General features: G+C 33.8%; 14 protein-coding genes and 1 tRNA gene. 10 read left to right on the top strand and 5 right to left on the bottom strand.

The genetic code is table 11. The features are described 5' to 3' along the window. Positions 1-14: 14 nt before the first annotated feature. Positions 15-425, bottom strand: a complete 411-nt coding sequence (locus tag V8G56_RS13605) for a DUF4293 domain-containing protein (protein ID WP_395439010.1) — start codon at positions 423-425, stop codon at positions 15-17. A 197-nt stretch (positions 426-622) separates the two neighbouring features. On the opposite strand from V8G56_RS13605, the gene rho reads away from it, so the two are divergent. After that, positions 623-2,275 carry a transcription termination factor Rho gene (gene rho / locus V8G56_RS13610; RefSeq protein WP_395439011.1) on the top strand — a complete coding sequence of 551 codons (1,653 nt, stop codon included), beginning with the start codon at positions 623-625 and terminating at the stop codon, positions 2,273-2,275. A 131-nt stretch (positions 2,276-2,406) separates the two neighbouring features. On the opposite strand, the gene rpsT is transcribed toward rho, so the two are convergent. From rpsT to proS, 3 genes are all read right to left on the bottom strand, one after another. Further along, entirely contained in the window at positions 2,407-2,658 is a 252-nt protein-coding gene (rpsT, locus tag V8G56_RS13615) for a 30S ribosomal protein S20 (protein WP_395439012.1), read from the bottom strand. A 23-nt stretch (positions 2,659-2,681) separates the two neighbouring features. Continuing rightward, positions 2,682-2,753: transfer RNA gene (locus tag V8G56_RS13620), tRNA-Glu, on the bottom strand. A 141-nt stretch (positions 2,754-2,894) separates the two neighbouring features. After that, positions 2,895-4,373 (bottom strand): proline--tRNA ligase, encoded by a 1,479-nt coding sequence (gene proS / locus V8G56_RS13625; protein ID WP_395439013.1) that lies wholly within the window; start codon positions 4,371-4,373, stop codon positions 2,895-2,897. Positions 4,374-4,472: 99 nt separating this feature from the next. Between proS and V8G56_RS13630 the strand changes: the two genes are divergently transcribed. The 6 genes from V8G56_RS13630 to V8G56_RS13655 all read left to right on the top strand — a co-directional run bounded on the left by V8G56_RS13630 (position 4,473) and on the right by V8G56_RS13655 (position 10,988). Then, positions 4,473-5,609, top strand: coding sequence for a hypothetical protein (locus tag V8G56_RS13630; protein WP_395439014.1), 1,137 nt, complete (start codon positions 4,473-4,475; stop codon positions 5,607-5,609). 32 nt (positions 5,610-5,641) lie between these two features. Further along, complete coding sequence (locus V8G56_RS13635; protein ID WP_395439015.1) at positions 5,642-7,156, top strand: OmpP1/FadL family transporter; 1,515 nt, start codon at positions 5,642-5,644, stop codon at positions 7,154-7,156. A gap of 172 nt (positions 7,157-7,328) precedes the next feature. After that, on the top strand, positions 7,329-8,006 hold the full coding sequence (gene folE, locus V8G56_RS13640) for a GTP cyclohydrolase I FolE (RefSeq protein WP_395439016.1): 678 nt from the start codon (positions 7,329-7,331) through the stop codon (positions 8,004-8,006). Between the two features lie 20 nt (positions 8,007-8,026). Then, complete coding sequence (gene cysS, locus V8G56_RS13645; protein WP_395439017.1) at positions 8,027-9,508, top strand: cysteine--tRNA ligase; 1,482 nt, start codon at positions 8,027-8,029, stop codon at positions 9,506-9,508. A 56-nt stretch (positions 9,509-9,564) separates the two neighbouring features. Further along, positions 9,565-9,789 carry a membrane protein insertion efficiency factor YidD gene (yidD, locus tag V8G56_RS13650; RefSeq protein WP_395439275.1) on the top strand — a complete coding sequence of 75 codons (225 nt, stop codon included), beginning with the start codon at positions 9,565-9,567 and terminating at the stop codon, positions 9,787-9,789. Between the two features lie 119 nt (positions 9,790-9,908). Further along, positions 9,909-10,988 (top strand): serine hydrolase domain-containing protein, encoded by a 1,080-nt coding sequence (locus V8G56_RS13655; RefSeq protein WP_395439018.1) that lies wholly within the window; start codon positions 9,909-9,911, stop codon positions 10,986-10,988. A gap of 52 nt (positions 10,989-11,040) precedes the next feature. On the opposite strand, the gene V8G56_RS13660 is transcribed toward V8G56_RS13655, so the two are convergent. After that, positions 11,041-12,501, bottom strand: coding sequence for an aminoacyl-histidine dipeptidase (locus V8G56_RS13660; protein WP_395439019.1), 1,461 nt, complete (start codon positions 12,499-12,501; stop codon positions 11,041-11,043). Between the two features lie 72 nt (positions 12,502-12,573). On the opposite strand from V8G56_RS13660, the gene V8G56_RS13665 reads away from it, so the two are divergent. The 3 genes from V8G56_RS13665 to V8G56_RS13675 all read left to right on the top strand — a co-directional run bounded on the left by V8G56_RS13665 (position 12,574) and on the right by V8G56_RS13675 (position 18,016). Beyond that, positions 12,574-13,641: a DUF3810 domain-containing protein gene (locus V8G56_RS13665; protein WP_395439020.1), complete on the top strand. Its 1,068-nt coding sequence runs from the start codon at positions 12,574-12,576 to the stop codon at positions 13,639-13,641. Between the two features lie 77 nt (positions 13,642-13,718). Continuing rightward, the gene (locus tag V8G56_RS13670) at positions 13,719-16,703 is read left to right on the top strand and encodes an amidohydrolase family protein (protein WP_395439021.1); all 2,985 of its coding nucleotides are present in this window, start codon (positions 13,719-13,721) and stop codon (positions 16,701-16,703) included. An 11-nt stretch (positions 16,704-16,714) separates the two neighbouring features. Next, complete coding sequence (locus tag V8G56_RS13675) at positions 16,715-18,016, top strand: amidohydrolase family protein (RefSeq protein ID WP_395439022.1); 1,302 nt, start codon at positions 16,715-16,717, stop codon at positions 18,014-18,016. Positions 18,017-18,024 lie beyond the last annotated feature (8 nt).

Below are 18,024 nucleotides of genomic sequence, written 5' to 3' on the forward strand. Positions count from 1 at the left end.
CTAAGATGTTAGGTTTATCGCAATCGATCTACAGATTTTACAAGATCTTCATCCTTCTTAATGGCCTTATTGGCTAAAGCCAAAAACACGATAGAAATAATAGGAAGAAACATCCCAATACCTTTCTCAGAAACCATAGTTTCTCCAGATACCTTTAGAGATTGATACACAAAAAATCCTAGTAAAAAAAAGTTTAATATGATATTAAGTCGCCCCAGAACAAACTGAAGCTTCCTGTTTTTAAATATAAAAATAGAGCCTATTGACAGTAATCCCGAACCTAAGAACAAGATCAAATACAAAAGTTCATTATAAGCGTAAACCACAGTTCCTTCTTGTGTTTCCCAAATAGGAAACAAAAAAATCAGCCCTGCTGAAATACCAGCAGCCATAAGAAGATATAAAGTTTGGATACGTTGCAACATTTTGTTTGTAAAAACTAGACCGCAAAAATAATAGTTTCTTTTATAAAATTCACTTAAAATATTAAAATAAAGTTGTATTATTGCAGTAATAATTCACAACAACCACTGAAGTAGGTGGTTAATTCTTCAGATTAAAAATCATTTTTTCAGAATAAATCAAATTTATATTCAATTTATAATTTCCAAGTAAACATCAAATGTTTGAAATTTCACAATTAAACGAAAAAAAACTCTCTGATTTACAAGAGATAGCACAAAAATTAAACGTTCCAAAATTTCGTTCTTTAAAAAAATCGGATCTAGTTTATCAAATTTTAGATTTGCAGGCAGCAAATCCGCAAACTGTAGCAGAAGTCATTAAACCTGCTGCAAAAGTTTCAGAAAACAAAACTGCCGAACTAAAGGATAAAAAACCGAGAGCGCGTATTCAAAAACCAGCTAAGAATCTTCCAAATAAAAAAGCAGAAATGCCTGCAGAAGTTAAAGTAGTTGAAAACAAAGAGACTTCAGCAGCTGCTGTTGAAAATAAAGTAGTAGAAAAACCTGCTATAGACTCAACAAATAAACCTGCTAAGGAACATAAACCTAGAGAGAATGCAAAAAATCATCCAAAAAGGGAACACAATCCGCAACAAAAAAATCCAAATAAAAATCCAAATAGCATTAATAGTAATCCTAATGCCAGTAATGGAAATAAGGATAGTAGAAATCGCTATCGTGAACCAGATTTTGAATTTGACGCCATAATTGAAAGTGAAGGCGTATTGGATATCATGCAAGATGGTTATGGTTTTTTACGCTCGTCTGATTACAATTATTTATCATCACCTGATGATATCTATGTATCACAATCACAAATCAGATTATTTGGTTTAAAGAAAGGAGATACCGTTTTAGGACATGTAAGACCCCCAAAAGAAGGTGAAAAATATTTCCCCTTAATAAAGGTTATTAAAATTAACGGACAAAATCCCGATGTAGTTAGAGATCGCGTGTCATTTGAGCATTTAACCCCATTATTCCCACAAGAGAAATTTAATATTGCTGAAAAACAAAGCACTATTTCTACTAGAATTATGGACTTGTTCTCTCCTATTGGAAAAGGACAAAGAGGGATGATAGTCTCTCAGCCCAAAACAGGTAAAACCATGTTACTTAAGGATGTTGCCAATGCCATAGCAGCGAATCATCCTGAAGTATATTTAATGATATTATTAATTGATGAACGTCCTGAAGAGGTTACTGATATGCAACGTAATGTGCGTGGTGAGGTCATTTCATCTACTTTTGACAAAGAAGCTCATGAGCACGTTAAAATTGCTGATATCGTTTTAGAGAAGGCAAAGCGTTTAGTAGAATGCGGACATGATGTAGTGATCTTATTAGATTCTATAACACGATTGGCAAGAGCTTACAATACGGTACAACCAGCCTCTGGTAAAATTTTAAGTGGTGGTGTTGATGCCAACGCACTTCATAAACCAAAGCGTTTCTTTGGAGCGGCTAGAAATATTGAAAATGGTGGATCTTTAACTATTATTGCAACAGCATTAACGGAGACTGGATCTAAAATGGATGAAGTTATTTTTGAAGAATTCAAAGGAACCGGAAATATGGAATTACAATTAGATAGAAAAATATCTAATCGCAGAATATTCCCTGCAATTGATCTTACGTCTTCTAGTACTCGTAGAGATGATCTATTATTGGATGAGAAAACCATTCAAAGAATGTGGGTAATGCGTAAATATTTAGCTGATATGAACCCGGTTGAAGCGATGGAATTTATTAATGACCGCTTCAAACAAACAAGAAATAATGATGAGTTTTTAATTTCCATGAACGGATAAATAAAACTTAGTTTCATAAAAAAAGTGCTTTGAATTATCAAGGCACTTTTTTTTTAACTTAACTTGATTAAAAAAAACAAAAAGCCTCTCAAATTGAGAGGCTTTTAAATTATATAACTTAAAATCAATTCTTATAAAGCAGCAATATGCTTAGCCAAACCAGATTTAAGGTTTGCAGCTTTATTATTATGAATAATATTTTTCTTTGCTAATTTATCTAGCATTGAAACAACAGAAGGATATAAAGTCTCAGCTTCTTTTTTATCAGTTAACTCACGTAATTTTTTAATTGCATTACGAGTCGTTTTATGCTGATATTTATTAACAACACGTCTAGCTTCGTTACTTCTAATTCTTTTTAATGCTGACTTATGATTTGCCATTAGTTTTTTTATTTTTAAAATTGTAGCCCGTAGGGGAGTCGAACCCCTCTTACCAGGATGAAAACCTGGCGTCCTAGCCGATAGACGAACGGGCCATTTGTTTATAATTAAGTAAATTTAATTTTTAAACTTACTATGCTTTTCAAATAACACTCAATGTTTCCATTGCGGATGCAAAAATACAACTATTTTTAAATGTCGCAATAGCTAGATAATATTTTTTTAAAAAAATTTATCTAATATGCTTTTGCGAACAAAACTCGATGTTTTGAAGGCTTTCCTGTAAACACACAAACACCCTCTTCTTGATTGATTTCCAGAGGAATACATCTAATAGTTGCTTTAGTGAGCTCTTTTATTTTATCTTCAGTTTCCTTAGTACCATCCCAATGCGCTGAAATAAATCCTCCTTTATTTTCTATAACCGATTTAAATTCCTCAAATGAGTTAACTTCAGTAATATGATCATCTCTAAAGGTTAAGGCTTTATCAAATAAGCCTTTCTGCATTTCTATTAATAAATTCTCTACTGTAGCCGTTAAGTTATCCAAAGAAACAATCTCCTTTGTTAAAATATCACGTCTCGCAATTTCAACAGTCCCGTTTTCTAGATCCTTTGGACCAATAGCTATTCGTAATGGTACACCTTGTAGTTCATGCTGCGCAAATTTAGCGCCTGGCCTTTGTGTATCTCTACTATCGTATTTTACAGAAATACCTTTAACCTTTAATTCAGAAGCTATTTTATTCGCAATTTCTGAAATCGCTTCAAAATCCTCTTCATTTTTATAAATAGGAACAATAACCACCTGATTAGGAGCTAAACTTGGCGGTAAAACTAAACCAAAATCATCACTATGGGTCATTATTAAGGCTCCCATCAATCTGGTGGAAACGCCCCAAGAAGTTGCCCAAACATAATCCTGTTTTCCTTCTTTATTAGCAAATTTTACATCAAAGGCCTTAGCGAAATTCTGACCTAGAAAATGTGAGGTCCCTGCTTGCAAGGCTTTACCGTCTTGCATTAAAGCTTCAATACAAAAAGTCTCTTCAGCCCCGGCGAAACGTTCGCTTTCTGTTTTCACGCCTTGTATTACAGGCATTGCCATAAAATTTTCAGCAAAAGTAGCATACACATTATTCATGAGTTTAGCTTCAGCCATGGCTTCTGCTTTTGTTTCATGTGCCGTATGACCTTCTTGCCATAAAAACTCTGCTGTACGCAAAAATAATCGCGTCCGCATTTCCCATCTAACCACATTGGCCCATTGATTTATTAAAATAGGTAAATCTCTATATGATTGGATCCAATTCCTATACGTATTCCAAATAATAGCTTCACTGGTAGGTCTAACAATCAGTTCTTCTTCCAATTTAGCCTCTGGGTCAACCCTTAATTTACCTGGTTTATCGGGATCTGCCTGCAATCTGTAATGTGTCACGATTGCACATTCTTTGGCAAAACCTTCGGCGTTTTTTTCTTCTGCTTCAAATAGACTTTTTGGCACAAACAATGGAAAATAGGCATTTTGGTGTCCGGTTTCTTTGAACATTCTGTCCAATTCTGCCTGCATTTTCTCCCAGATCGCATAACCGTATGGCTTAATGACCATACAGCCTCTTACCGCAGAATTCTCAGCTAAGTCCGCTTTAACCACCAGTTCATTATACCATTTTGAATAATCTTCTGTCCTAGATGTTAGTTTTTTACTCATATTTATGTTTTGGCACAAAAATTGTGACTATGTTAAATAAAAAAATAGTTCAGCAAAACTAACTATTTTTGTGATGTTCAACAATAAAATAAGAGAGATATGCAAATTAATAACTACTTAATAAAGAAAATGCCTTACGTAGCAATTTTAATGCTTCTAGTTGGCTTATCATCATGTGGTTCTTATCAATATGTAGGTGTTGAAAATGATGGTATTTATGGTTCTTCAAACCCTCAAACCGTTGTTGAAGTTCAAAATGCAAATGCTGGTAATAACTATTATAAAAATTACTTCAGAGAAAAATCATTAGAATATGATTACATGGTTAATGATGGTTCTGTTTTTACTGATATTGATAGTTATCAAAGTGGATATGTTGAAAATGACAGCATTATGGATAACAATTATCAAGGTTATGGTGGCTGGGGTCAGAGCAATAATAGTGTAACCATAAATTATATAGATAACGGCTGGAATAATTGGGGCTGGAATAATTGGGGTTGGAATAATTGGGGTTGGAATAATTGGGGCTGGAATAATTGGGGCTGGAATAATTGGGGTTATTACAATCCTTGGCATTCACCTTATTATTATGGCGGATTTTATGCTGGTTTTTATGGCAGTTGGTACTATCCTAATTATAGGTATCCTTATTTTAATAATGGGTATTATGGAAGTTTATCATACGGAAGAAGAGGTGCTACTTACAATTCTGGAAGAAGAGGTATCTATGCTTCAAACTATAATTCAAGTAGTAGTCGTAGTAATTCTCTTAGTACAACTTCAAGAAATAATACAACTTCAAGGTATAATAACACATCAAGATATAATAACACTTCAAGGTATAATAACACATCAAGGTATAATAACACCAATACACTCAGAAGAAGCAACGGTACCGCGTATTCTAATTCAAACACTACGAATCGAGTAAATAGTTCTGGAAATACTTATAATGCGAGAAGAACATCAAGTGTCTCTGCACCTGCGATGAATTCTTCAACACGCTCTTCTTCAACAATTAGAAGAAATTCGTCTCCAAATTACTATAACAATAATTCCACTTTAAGAAATAATTCTTCTTCAAGTTCAACTCCTTCAAGAAGTTATAATTCAGGAAGTAGTAGTAGAAGTTCAAATTCAGGTGTTTCAAGGTCTTCAAGCAGCAGTGGTAGAAGCAGTTCAGGATCTTCAAGTAGAAGTAGATCTGGATCATCAGGAAGAAGAGGCGGATAATTTTATAAAAAACATTAATAAACATATTTAATATGAAAAAGTTAAACCTACTATTCATAGGTATACTTTCTATGTCCTTTACGTACGGACAAGATATTACCGATGCCCTTAGATACTCTCAAGATGATATACAGGGTACAGCAAGATTTAGAGCTTTAAGCGGTGCATTTGGCGCTCTGGGAGGTGATATGAGCGCTGTTAGTTTAAATCCAGCGGGATCAGCAGTATTTACTAGAAGCCACGCCTCGTTTTCTCTTTCTAATTTAGACACAAAAAACGATTCACAATATTTTAACGGTTTTACAAGTGCCTCAGATTCTAAATTCGATTTTAATCAAGGCGGAGCCGTTTTTGTTTTTTCTAATAATGATTCCAATTCTGCATGGAAAAAATTTGCTCTGAGTATTGGATATGATAAAATGGCGAATTATGATAATATTTGGGTTGCTAAAGGCACTAACACCAATAATAATTCAATTGACTTATACTTTTTAGGGTATGCAGATGGGTTAAGACTGGATGAAATTTCAGCCTTACCAGGTGAATCGATATCAGAGGCTTATTCTGAGATTGGTAGTTACTACGGATTTGGCCATCAACAAGCCTTTTTAGGTTATGAATCTTATATCCTAGAGCCGGACACTAATGATGATGCCAATACTACTTATTTTTCAAATATTGCAAACGGTACTTTTGATCAGGAATATATTTATGCAACAAGAGGCTATAATGGTAAAATAACTTTTAATGCGGCCGTTCAGTATGAAGATAATTTATTTTTAGGATTAAACTTAAATTCACATCTTCTTCATTATGATCGTTCAACACAATTATTTGAAGACAACTCTAATTTAGGTTCTATCATTAATAATATAGATTTTGAAAATACCTTATCAACTATAGGTACTGGTTTTTCTTTTCAGTTAGGAGGTATTTTGAAAGTGACCAACGAATTTAGACTTGGTTTAACTTATGACTCTCCAACCTGGTATACCATGGAAGAAGAAACAACCCAATATCTGTTTACAAATTCTGATATTGATGGTCCCGCCAGAGTAAATCCGCAAATTGTGAATATTTACCCAAGTTATAGGTTACAAACACCTGGAAAAATCACTGGTAGTTTGGCATATGTATTCGGAGACCAAGGTTTGCTGAGCTTTGATTATGCACTTAAAGATTACGGTTCTGCTAAATTCAAACCAACTTCTGATTCTTTCTTTGCAGATCAAAACAGAGTTATTGGTAATGATTTAGTAGCTGCTTCTACTTACAGATTTGGCGGTGAATACAGAGTAAAACAATTTAGTTTTAGAGGCGGCTATCGCTTTGAAGAAAGCCCTTATAAAAATGGCTTAACCGTTGGAGATTTAACTGGTTATTCATTAGGAATTGGTTTTAATTTTGGCAATACGAAGTTAGACCTTACTTATGATCAGGCTAAAAGAAATTCACAAACTCAATTATATAATGTGGGATTAACTGATGCCGCATTGATTGATGCTAAAAATTCTAACATTACTTTTTCTATAGGTTTTAATATATAATATTTTTATAATCCATTTTTTTTAAAGCTTGGACTTTTCAGTTCAGGCTTTTAAGTTTTATCTCCGTAAGTAATTGGTGAAAAGAGAATACCTATTAATTATTGGTTAATTCAAAACATAACAAAAGTGAATTACTTATCTTTGCAGACTAAAAACTTGATTTTTATAATAAATGAAAATTAACAACGACATAGACGAATTTGAAGCTTTGGGAAACGACCACATTGGAACCTCTTCTAATACACCCATGAGAAATGATGCTTTCAAACTTTCAAATGAGGAGAAAATTGACATTATAAAAGATGATGTGCGTCATATTATGGAAACCTTAGGACTTGATCTAACTGATGATAGTCTAAATGGTACACCAAATAGGGTAGCCAAAATGTTTGTTAAAGAAATATTTGGCGGCTTAAATCCAGAAAGAAAACCAAGTGCTTCTACTTTTGAAAACAAATACAAATATGGAGAAATGTTGGTTGAAAAAAACATTACTGTGTATTCAACCTGCGAGCATCATTTACTACCCATAGTAGGCAAAGCACATGTCGCTTATATTTCAAATGGAACCGTAGTTGGCCTATCAAAAATGAATAGAATTGTTGATTATTATGCTAAACGGCCTCAGGTTCAAGAACGATTAACCATTCAAATAGTTAAAGAACTTCAGGAAGTTTTGAATACACAAGACGTTGCTTGTGTTATTGATGCGAAGCATTTATGTGTGAATTCAAGAGGTATCAGGGATGTTGAAAGCAGTACTGTCACCTCAGAATTTGGAGGAAAATTCAAAGAAAAAGCAACACGCCGAGAGTTTTTAGATTACATTAAATTAGACACTAAGTTTTAGTTAAAATACCTACTCAAACCATGCAACTTTACAAGCAGCATCAAATAAAGATATATAATTCACTTACTGGACAAAAAGAAACATTTAAACCTATTAATGAGGGCTACGTGGGCATGTATGTCTGTGGCCCAACTGTTTATAGCAATGTACATTTAGGAAATGTACGAACCTTTATGTCTTTTGATGTTATTTTTAGATATCTAAAACATTTAGATTATAAAGTAAGATATGTAAGAAATATTACAGATGCTGGCCATTTAGAAAATGATGCGGATGCTGGTGAAGACCGTATTGCTAAAAAAGCCCGTTTAGAGCAAATTGAACCTATGGAAGTTGTTCAGCGATATACGGTGGATTTCCATAATATATTAAACATTTTTAATTTTTTACCTCCAAGTATAGAGCCTACTGCAACGGGACACATCATTGAACAGATTGAATTGATTAAGACCATTTTAGAAAATGGCTTTGCTTATGAGATAAATGGTTCTGTTTATTTTGATGTACATAAATTCAATGAAACGCACGATTATGGTAAATTAAGCAAGCGCAAACTTGAAGATTTAATTCACAATACCCGCGAATTAGACGGACAATCAGACAAAAAAAATCCTCAGGATTTTGCCCTTTGGAAAAAAGCCGAACCTCAGCATATTATGCGCTGGCCTTCCCCTTGGAGTGATGGATTCCCTGGCTGGCACCTAGAATGCACCGCTATGAGTACTAAATACCTTGGTGAACATTTTGACATTCATGGTGGTGGTATGGATTTAAAATTTCCACATCACGAATGTGAAATTGCACAAAATGAAGCGGCTAAAGGGCAAACACCCGTAAATTACTGGATGCATGCCAATATGCTGATCATGAATGGCAAGAAAATGGCCAAATCAACAGGAAATTATATTTTACCTGGAGAAATCTTTACTGGCGAAAACAGCAATATTACCAAAGCCTTCTCTCCTAGTGTGGCGCGTTTCTTTATGTTGCAAGCTCATTACAGAAGCATCTTAGACTTTACCAATGAAGGCTTACTGGCCAGTGAAAAAGGTTTTTACAGATTGATGGACGCTGTGAACTTATTAGAAAGTATAAAAGCATCTGCAACCTCATCTCTGGATATTGCCTCATGGAAACAAAGTTGTTATGATGCCATGAATGATGACTTTAACACACCAATCTTAATAGCCAATTTATTTGAAGGCGTGAAGTATATCAATCAAATAAAAGATGGTTCAGCAACTGTTTCAGATGCAGACTTAATCACTTTAAAAGAAATCATAAAGGCTTTTGCATTTGATATTCTGGGATTAGAAAATACATCAAAAAATGAGGCTGGAACTGATAAATTATCTGGAGCCGTTGAAGTCTTGATTAAATTAAGACAGGAAGCCAGAGCCAATAAAGATTTTGCCTTATCAGATAAGATTCGTGATGAACTGGCAACCGTTGGTATTGAGCTTAAAGATGGCAAGGAAGGAACTACCTTCTCTGTTAATTAGCAAAACAAGTAAAGTTCTAAACTTTATAACGACTTAAAAAGTATATACAAATATTTATTTTGAAAAAAATTCTTATTGCCCCGTTTTTGTTTTTAATAAAAGTCTATCAACTTTTAATATCACCATTAACACCTGCAACTTGTAGATATCACCCAACCTGTTCTCATTATGCTAAAGAAGCTTTAGAAAAACACGGTTTTTTTAAAGGTGGTTGGTTGGCTATAAAACGTATTTTTAGCTGTCATCCCTGGGGCGGTTCTGGTTATGATCCTGTACCTTAATATGATTTGACCCGGTTGATTAAATAACTACCACCTGTACTTTACCAATTTTAATTTTTTGTAACCCAAACGTTTGATTCGTCGTCCAACGAGCTAATGACCTCTGCAAATAACGAAAAATGAAAAAAGGAATTTACTTAAAATATCTATTAATAGTAATTATTGTTATATCCATTAGTTCCCAATCTATAAGCTACGCACAAAATTTAGAATCCAATATTGATAGTTTATTACAGGAAAAATATCCGTCAAATGCTCCTGGCGCCACTTTTTTGATTTCCAAAAAAGGTAACATTATTTATAAAAAAGCATTTGGTCTCTCAAATCTTGAGTTGAATGTTCCAATGCAAACGGAAAATGTCTTCGAGATAGGTTCTATGACAAAACAGTTTACAGCAATATCCATTTTAATGCTTGTAGAAAAAAGAAAACTGAATTTAGATGACGACATCACCAAGTATATTCCTGACTACCCTACAAAAGGACATAAAATAACGGTACATCACTTATTAACTCATACTTCAGGAATAAAAGACTTTACAAGAATAAAAGGACTCAATGATATCTCAAAAAAGGACCTAACTCCTATAGAATTAATTAATTTTTTCAAAAATGAATCTATGGACTTTGTTCCCGGGGAAAAGTTCAAATATAATAATTCAGGATATATTATTTTAGGATATATTATTGAAACAATAACCGGACAGAGTTATGCTGAATTTGTAGAGGAACAGATTTTTAAAAAATTAGGGATGACAACTTCGCAATATGCAAGCCATAACAATGTAATTCAAAATAGAGCATCAGGATATCAAAATAAAGAAGGCTATGTGAATAGCAGAAAAATCAGTTTCACATTACCTTATGCTTCGGGTTCATTAATGTCTACGGTTGATGATATGTTTAAGTGGCAAGAAGCCATAAAAAACAACCTTTTAATTAGTAAAGAAATGACTCAAAAGGCATTTACAAATTATACATTAAATAATGGAGAAAACATGAATTATGGATATGGTTGGCATCTTAAAACAATAAATGGTCTTTCTAGTAGAGAACATGGTGGTTCCATTTTTGGGTTTAAATCAATGGGAGTATATATACCTGAATCAGATATTTATGTTATTGGACTTAATAATTGCGATTGTAATTCACCAACCAAGATTACAAGAGAAATAGCGGAATTGGCCGCGAAATATTAAAATAAACGCTGTACAAAATCGCATATAAACCCATTAAACGTAATAAGCAATTTTACTTATTAGGTATCTGCTTCAAAATCTCTAAAACAAACTTCCAGTATTTTTGAACTGATGAAATTTGAGCACGTTCATCTGGTGAATGAGCACCCTTAATATTTGGACCAAAACTAATCATATCCATCGTTGGGTAATTAGTACCCAAAATACCACATTCCAGTCCTGCATGGCAAGCTGCAACATGGGGCTTTTTACCATTTAAAGCTTCATAGAGTTTAGACATTACTTTTAATATAGCAGAGTCCATGTTTGGTGCCCAACCAGGATAATCTCCTGAAAACTCCACTTCACAACCAGTCAATTCAAAAGTAGCACGTAACGTATTGGCTAAATCCATTTTAGAACTTTCTACTGAAGAACGTGTTAAACAGGCAATCATAACCTCACCATCTTTCACCACTACTCTAGCGATATTATTTGACGTTTCTACCAAATCAGGAATATCCGCACTCATTCTGTAAACCCCATTTTGCGCAGCATATATAGCTCTGGTTAATCCTTCTTGAACACCTAAATCCATGATTTTTTTAGGAGTTTCACATTTAGAAAATATGATGGTTAAATCAGGCTCCTTGGTTTTTAACTCTGTTTTTATACTCTCTGCCTGCTCTTTCATTTCCAACAAAAAAGCCTCTTCATTCATAGCATCAATGACAACCAAAGCATTGCTTTCTCTGGGAATGGCATTACGCAAACTTCCGCCATCAATTTCTGAAATACGCAATCCAAAATTCTCAAAACCATCAAATAGCAGACGGTTCATGATTTTATTTGCATTCCCAAGTCCTTCATGAATTTGCATCCCAGAATGACCCCCTTGTAATCCTTTTACAGTTATTTTATAACCTATCTTAAATTCTGGGGTTTCCTCTTCTTTGTAAGTTCTTTTTGCAGTCACATCAATACCGCCAGCGCATCCCACGCCTATTTCATCATCTTCTTCAGTGTCTAAATTCAATAATATACCGCCTGACAATAAACCACCCTTTAAACCCATAGCGCCTGTCATACCCGTTTCTTCATCTATGGTGAACAGGGCTTCAATTGCAGGATGCGGAATATCTGTACTTTCTAAAATAGCCATAATAGTGGCCACTCCTAAACCATTATCTGCTCCAAGTGTGGTTCCTCTGGCTTTTACCCAATCACCATCAACATACATGTCTATACCCTGAGTATCAAAATCAAAGACAGTATCACCATTTTTTTGATGGACCATATCTAAATGTGATTGTAATACCACCGTGATTTTTGATTCCATGCCTTTAGTTGCAGGCTTCTTAATAATAACATTACCTACATCATCAACTAGGGTTTCAAGACCCAGACTTTTGCCAAAATCTTTCATAAAAGCAATGACGCGTTCTTCTTTTTTTGAGGCTCTTGGCACTGCATTTAAATCGGCAAATTTATTCCAAAGTTGCTTTGGCTGTAGTTGTCTTATTTCAGAATTCATAATGTTTAGTTTAAGTTTAACAAAGATAACATAACTAACTAGGATTAATAAACATTTCCTTATTTTTGAAACATGTTGAAACATAAAAAAGCTATTATAGCACTATCAATTATTCCTCAATATCTATTGATAAAATGGCTGTCTCATTATCCGGAGTTTGTTGAAACTTATTATAGTAATGGCATGTACCCATATATATCTAAAGTATTCCGGTATATGTTGGGCTGGGTTCCATTCTCTTTTGGTGATTTAGTGTATGCGTTTGCAATTATTTATATCATAAGATGGCTTATAAAAAATTTTAAACGGATAAAAACAGACAGCAAAAATTGGTTGATAGATGTTTTTTCTGCGGTATCTATTCTATATTTTACTTTTCATTTGCTTTGGGGAATCAATTATTACCGCTTACCCCTCTATAAAAGCTTGGGCTTAAAATCTGATTACACTACAGAGCAACTTGTTGATGTTACCAAAAAGCTAATTGTTATATCGAATCAAGTGCATTCTGAAATCATTAAAAATGATACCTTGCCAATTGCAATTCCTTACAGTAAAAGCGAGATTTTAAAATTAGTCCCTTTAGGTTATAATAATTTAAAAAAGCACTATCCCCATCTTGAATACCACCCAAAAAGCATCAAAAAATCATTGTTTAGCTTACCATTAACATATATGGGTTTTAGTGGTTATTTAAACCCATTGACTCTTGAATCTCAGGTAGATGCTTTAATTCCTGTTTATATTTTTCCAACAACAGCCTCACATGAAATTGCACACCAATTGGGCTACGCAGCAGAAAATGAAGCTAATTTTATAGGTTGTTTAGCCGCTATTAATCATGATGATATTTACTTTAAATATTCTGGATATACCTTTGCGCTTCGCTTTTGTTTGAATGAAATTTATAAACGTGATGAAACCTTATTTGACTCCATTTCAGAAACGGTAAATAAAGGCATCTTAAAAAATTTTAAAGAAATGCGTGTATTTTGGGAAGCCTATGAAAATCCGGCCGAACCTCTTTTTAAAATCACCTATAGTTCTTATCTAAAAGCCAATAAACAAGATAAAGGCATGAAAAGTTATAGTTATGTAGTGGCGTTAATGGTTAATTATTTTGAAAATAATTCTCTATAATAAGTTAAAATTGAATCAATAAGTCAATAGCTATAGCTTAAAGGTCTATATTTAAAACTAATTTCAACTATTTTAAGATGATAAAAAAATATGCGGTGTTAATAGCGGTTTTATGCACTTTGACATTGAGTGCACAAGAATATTTTCCAAAAAATGATGGAGTAATGGCTACTAATACAAATTATACAGCTATTACAAATGCAAAGATTTTTATAACACCTGTTCAGGTAATTGAAAGCGGAACGCTTCTTATTAAAGATAGTAAAATAATAGCTTCAGGAACGTCTGTTATCATTCCAAAAAACTCAGTCATTATTGATGTTAAAGGAAAAAGTATTTATCCTTCTTTTATTGATTTATACTCAGATTTTGGGGTTAAAAAACCAAAACGCCCCGCTTCAAAAGGCGGAACAGTTCAGTATGATGCGTCCAGAACAGGGTTTTACTGGAATGACCATGTCATGCCTGAAAACAAAGCGATCGACAAATTTAAATATGATTCAAAAGCAGCTACAGAATTGCTAAAAGCAGGTTTTGGTGTTGTTAATACGCATATTCAAGATGGCGTGGTTAGAGGGACTGGAACTCTTATTGCCTTAAATAATGCCAATGGCAATGAATATCGAGTCATTGATGATGCCTCGGGGCAATATTTTTCTTTTAATAAAAGTGTCACATCTTCGCAATCTTATCCTTCTTCTATCATGGGAAGCATTGCCTTATTAAAACAACTTTATATTGATGCAGACTGGTACATTAAAGGTAATATTAAAACCAAAGATTTATCACTGGAAGCATTAAATAATAACAAAGCGCTCGTGCAGTTTTTTGAAGCCGGTAGTAGAGCAAACATTCTAAGAGCGGATAAAGTAGGAGATCCTTATGGCATCCAATATGTGATGCTTGGAGGCGGTGATGAATATGAACGTGTTAATGACATAAAAGCTACTAATGCAAAACTTATCTTACCATTAAATTTTCCGGATGCCTATGATGTTGAAAACACCTTCTTAGCCTCCCTTCTTTCTTTGAGTGATATGCGTGCATGGAACCAAAGGCCATCAAACCCAAAAATTTTAGCCGACAACAATGTTACATTTGCATTTACTACGCATGATTTAAAATCACCGAAAGATTTTAAATCTAACCTTCTAAAAGCTATTGAGGCAGGACTATCAACAGAAAAAGCCTTAGAAGCTTTAACTACTATTCCTGCACAAATTATAGGAAAACAAGACCTGATTGGTTCACTTAAAAATGGCAGTCTGGCCAATTTTCTAATTACATCTGGTGATATTTTTGATGAAAAAACTGTTCTTTACGAAAACTGGGTACAAGGAAGCAAAACCATTATTGAAGATATGAATACAGTTGACATTAGAGGTGATTATAAGTTTGGTTTGGCTGGGGAAGATTTTAAAATGTCAATTAAAGGAGAATTAAGTAAGCCAAAGTTAGAAATAACCAGTAATGAAAAAACTTTAAGTTCTAAAATAACTTATGACAATAATTGGGTTAATATTTCTATGAGAACCATTGATTCTACCAAACAAGAATTTATAAGAATTAATGCTCATGTAGATACAGATAAAACCCTCCAGGGCAAATCTATTATGCCTAACGGAAATGAGTTCCCTTTTTATGCTTCCCTTTCCGAAGAAGATCAAGATGAAAAATCAAAATCAATGGACGAAAAAGATGAAAAAGAAAATAACCAACTTTTTCCTCTTACCTATCCTAATAAAGCCTTTGGATTTAGTGAATTACCAAAAGCTGAAACTATTTTATTTAAAAACGCCACTGTTTGGACTAACGAAAAAGATGGCATTATAGAAAATACAGATGTATTAATTAAAAACGGTAAAATAGCAAAAATTGGTAAAGATCTTTCTGATTCAAGCGCGACTGTTGTGGATGCTTCGGGCAAACATTTAACTGCAGGTATTATTGATGAGCATTCGCATATTGCATCCGCATCAGTTAATGAAGGCGGGCAAAACTCCTCAGCCGAGGTGAGTATTGAAGATGTAATTGATGAAACAGATACCAATATTTACAGAAACCTTGCTGGCGGCGTTACTTCTATACAAATATTGCATGGATCAGCAAACCCTATTGGAGGCCGCTCAGCAATCATCAAACTAAAATGGGGTGAATCTGCCGATAATCTAATTTATACAGAAACTCCAAAGTTTATCAAATTTGCTTTAGGGGAAAACGTCAAACAATCTAATTGGGGAGAATCTGAAATTGTAAGATTTCCACAGTCTAGAATGGGTGTTGAGCAAGTGTATATAGATTATTTTACCAGAGCAAAAGAATATGATGTTTTAAAGAAAAGTGGCAAACCTTTCAGAAAAGATATAGAATTAGAGGTTCTGGCAGAAATTATAAATAAAGAACGTTTCATTTCTTGTCATTCTTATGTACAAAGTGAAATTAATATGTTGATGAAGGTTGCTAAAAAATTCAACTTTAACATTAACACTTTTACCCATATTCTAGAAGGGTATAAAGTTGCAGATAAAATGGCTGAGCATGGTGTTGGCGGCTCTACGTTTAGCGATTGGTGGGCCTATAAATTCGAAGTTAACGATGCTATTCCTTATAACGCTGCCATTATGCATAATGCTGGTGTTACAGTGGCTATTAATAGTGATGATGCAGAAATGGCTAGAAGACTGAATCAAGAAGCAGCGAAATCTATTAAATACGGCGGCATGAGTGAAGAAGAGGCCTGGAAGTTTGTAACCTTAAATCCAGCGAAACTTTTACATATTGATAATCGTGTAGGAAGTATTAAAGTTGGTAAAGATGCCGATGTGGTTTTGTGGTCTGATAATCCCCTATCAATTTATGCTAAAGCTGAAAAAACGATGATTGAAGGCATTACTTATTTTGATTTAAAACATGATGAAAGGATGCGTTCTGACATTCGAAAAGAAAAAAATGAGCTCATAAATATGATGTTACAGGCTAAAAATAAAGGTTCAAAAACCCAACCTGCAAAAAAGAAAGAAAAAGAACTATTACATTGTGATTCAATGGATAATGAAATATAAAACTGGTTAAGATGAAAAAAATAATATCATATATCGTAATGTTGTGTTCTTTAATAATGATAGCACAACAAACACCCGCCTCCAAACAATCCCAAGACATCGCTATTGTTGGAGCAACAGCTCATATTGGAAATGGCACCATTATAGAAAACAGTTTGATTATTTTAAAAGATGGAAAAATCTCTGCAGTCCATGACGGAAAATTGGTTAAAATGGATTTAACAGGAATGAAAATTATAAAGGTCAATGATAAACATGTATATCCGGGTTTTATAATACCAAATAGCACTTTAGGCTTAGTTGAAATTGATTATGTTCGTGCATCTATTGATGAGAAGGAAATAGGAACCTGGAATCCACATATCAGAAGTCTTATAGCCTATAATGCCGAATCTAAAATAGTAGAATCAACGCGACCAAACGGCATTCTTTTAGGGCAAATTACACCAAGAGGCGGACGAATTTCTGGAACCTCTTCTGTGGTGCAATTTGATGCCTGGAACTGGGAAGACGCTGCCGTAAAAATTGATGACGGTATTCATCTAAATTGGCCAAGTTGTTTTACAAGAGGCGATTGGCAGTTAGGTGGAGATACGAGACTAAAAGCGAACGATAAATATACTGAACAAGTTAAGGAACTTACTGATTACATCAATAACAGTAAAGTCTATCATAAAGGTAAAAAATCTAAAACGAATCTTCCTTTTGATGCAATGGATGGTCTTTTTAAGGGTTCAAAAAAACTATTTATCCATGTTGACAATGAAAAAGGCATCATCGATGCTATTAATTTTTCAAAAAATAACGACATAAAAAACATAGTTATTGTTGGTGGACATGAGGCTTATAAAGTTACTGGATTATTAAAAGACAATGATGTCTCTGTTTTATTGGAACATGTACATTCTCTTCCAAAATCAGAAGACGAAGATTATGATTTACCTTATAAAGCAGCTAAATTATTAGTTGATCAAGGAGTCTTAGTCGCTTTACAGACGGACTTCCATGATACAGAACGTATAAACGCACGTAATTTACCCTTTTACGCTGGCACTTGTGCTGCTTATGGATTAGATAAAGAACAAGCCTTAAAATTAATCACCCTTAATCCTGCAAAAATATTAGAAATTGATGATAAATATGGATCTTTAGAAACAGGAAAAAGTGCTACCTTATTTATTTCTGAAGGGGACGCTTTAGATATGCGTACTAATATTTTAACACATGCTTTTATTGATGGTAGAGAAATTAGTCTAGAAACACATCAAACAGAGCTTTGGAAACGCTATTCTGAAAAATATAATAATCAGTAATCTAAAAG

It is taken from the genome of Gaetbulibacter aquiaggeris (assembly GCF_044003965.1).
In the GTDB taxonomy this organism is placed as follows: Bacteria; Bacteroidota; Bacteroidia; order Flavobacteriales; family Flavobacteriaceae; genus Yeosuana; species Yeosuana aquiaggeris.